This window comes from Hydrogenophaga sp. (genome assembly GCF_018780385.1).
Taxonomy (GTDB): Bacteria; Pseudomonadota; Gammaproteobacteria; order Burkholderiales; family Burkholderiaceae_C; genus Hydrogenophaga.
On the sequence record NZ_JADMJO010000115.1, the window covers coordinates 1 to 1,660 of the forward strand.

Annotated in this window: 3 protein-coding genes; all 3 read left to right on the forward strand. The window is 63.0% G+C overall.

Annotated elements, in window-relative coordinates; all coding sequences use genetic code 11:
• The first annotated feature begins 35 nt into the window (after window positions 1-35).
• Window positions 36-392, forward strand: a complete 357-nt coding sequence (locus IV113_RS23305) for a DUF302 domain-containing protein (RefSeq protein ID WP_291090296.1) — start codon at window positions 36-38, stop codon at window positions 390-392.
• An 11-nt stretch (window positions 393-403) separates the two neighbouring features.
• The gene (locus IV113_RS23310; RefSeq protein WP_291090290.1) at window positions 404-637 is read left to right on the forward strand and encodes an SHOCT domain-containing protein; all 234 of its coding nucleotides are present in this window, start codon (window positions 404-406) and stop codon (window positions 635-637) included.
• Between the two features lie 12 nt (window positions 638-649).
• A partial coding sequence (locus tag IV113_RS23315; protein WP_291090293.1) for a multicopper oxidase domain-containing protein occupies window positions 650-1,660 on the forward strand: 1,011 nt, incomplete at its 3' end.

Genomic DNA, 1,660 nt, shown 5'->3' on the forward strand with positions numbered 1-1,660 from the left:
TGCCACCGCAGGCCTTCGCGCAGGGGGTTGCCCTGGTGACCGAAGCGCTCAAGGCGGAAGGCTTCGGCATCCTTACCGAGATCGACGTCCAGGCCACCTTGAAGGCCAAGCTGGGTATTGACGGGCCACCCTACCGAATCCTGGGTGCCTGCAACCCACCGCTGGCCCACCGGGCGCTGGAGGCGGAACCCGACATCGGCCTGCTGCTGCCGTGCAACGTCATCGTGCGGGCAAAACCCGATGGCCAACTTGTTGTCGGTTTCATGGACCCGGTCGCAGTGATGCAGATGACCTGCAATCCTGAAGTGGCACGCGTCGCGCACGAAGTTCGCCAGCGGCTCGAGCGGGTGCGTTCTGCGCTGACCCCTGCGGCCTCACCTGTTCACCCTTGAAGGAGAGCTCCATGTTCAATGGCTATGGTTACATGATGGGTATGCATGGCGGATGGTGGATCCTGCTGCTGGCGATTGGCGCCGCGCTGTTTTACGTCTGGCAACGCCCGGACCCGGGTGGCAAAGAGACAGACGACACGCCTCGGGAGACGCCGCACGAGTTGCTGCGCAGGCGACTGGCCAGCGGGGCGATCACACCCCAGCAGTACGAAGAACACAAAGCATTGCTTGACCGCGACAACTGAAGAAAGCCCCTTATGTTGAAAAGAAGACAACTGATTCAGTTGGGTGGTCTGGTGGCTGTGGCCGGTGCGGGAGCAGTCGTGTGGACCGCTTTCGGGTCGCGTGGCATGCATGGCTCGCAGGCCTTGGGCGTCGGGCCGTTTCGCCACTACCCCTTTGATCCGGTGGCTGCCGAGAATTTCCGGCAAAAGCTCTTCATCCCGGTCGCCAGCGGGCCGTTCGGTGTGCTCAGCGTGTCCGGGCCGCTGACGCTGCGCGCCACGGCGGCCAGCTTCCCGCTGCTACCCGGTCCGCCATCACAAGGCCCTTCGCCCTTCTTGCTGTACCAGACCGAGCACGGTGGCGCGACTTTCCAGAACCCTATCCTGCGCATCGAGAGCGGCGCGCGTTTCACCGCTCGCTTGGACAATGGCTTGACCGAGCCGACCATCATCCACTGGCACGGACTGCACACACCGGCCAGGATGGACGGCCATCCCGGCGACACCATCGCGCCGGGAGCGCGCTATGAATACGACTTCATAGTGCGTAACCGTGGCGGCACCTACTGGTATCACACCCACGCGCACGAGCTGACCGCCAAGCAGGCTTACAACGGCCTGGCGAGTTTTTTCCTGGTGGATGACGAAGACCAACGCAAGTTGGCAAAGGCGCTCGACCTGAAGCTGGGTGTGACAGACCTCCCGCTGGTGATCCAAGACAAACGGTTCGACGCACGAGGCCACCTGGTGTACCAGCCCGACATGCACGAATCGATGATGGGCTGGCTGGGTGACATCGTGCTGGCGAACCTGACGCCGAATGCGGTGCACGAGGTCACGCCACGCACCTACCGGCTGCGGCTGCTCAACGGATCGAATGCCCGCATCTACCGGCTGGCCTTCGCCCGAGGCGATACCTTGCTGCCCTTTACCGTCATCGGTACTGACGGTGGCTTGATCGAAAAACCGGAGGCGGTGACGCAGGCTTTTCTGGCACCTGGTGAACGCCTCGATGTGCTGTTCGATGCCGCCCAGGCACAACCC

Coding starts and splice junctions, on each gene's coding strand:
- IV113_RS23310 (WP_291090290.1), top strand. CDS start 404: ATGTTCAATGGCTATGGTTACATGATGGGTATGCATGGCGGATGGTGG.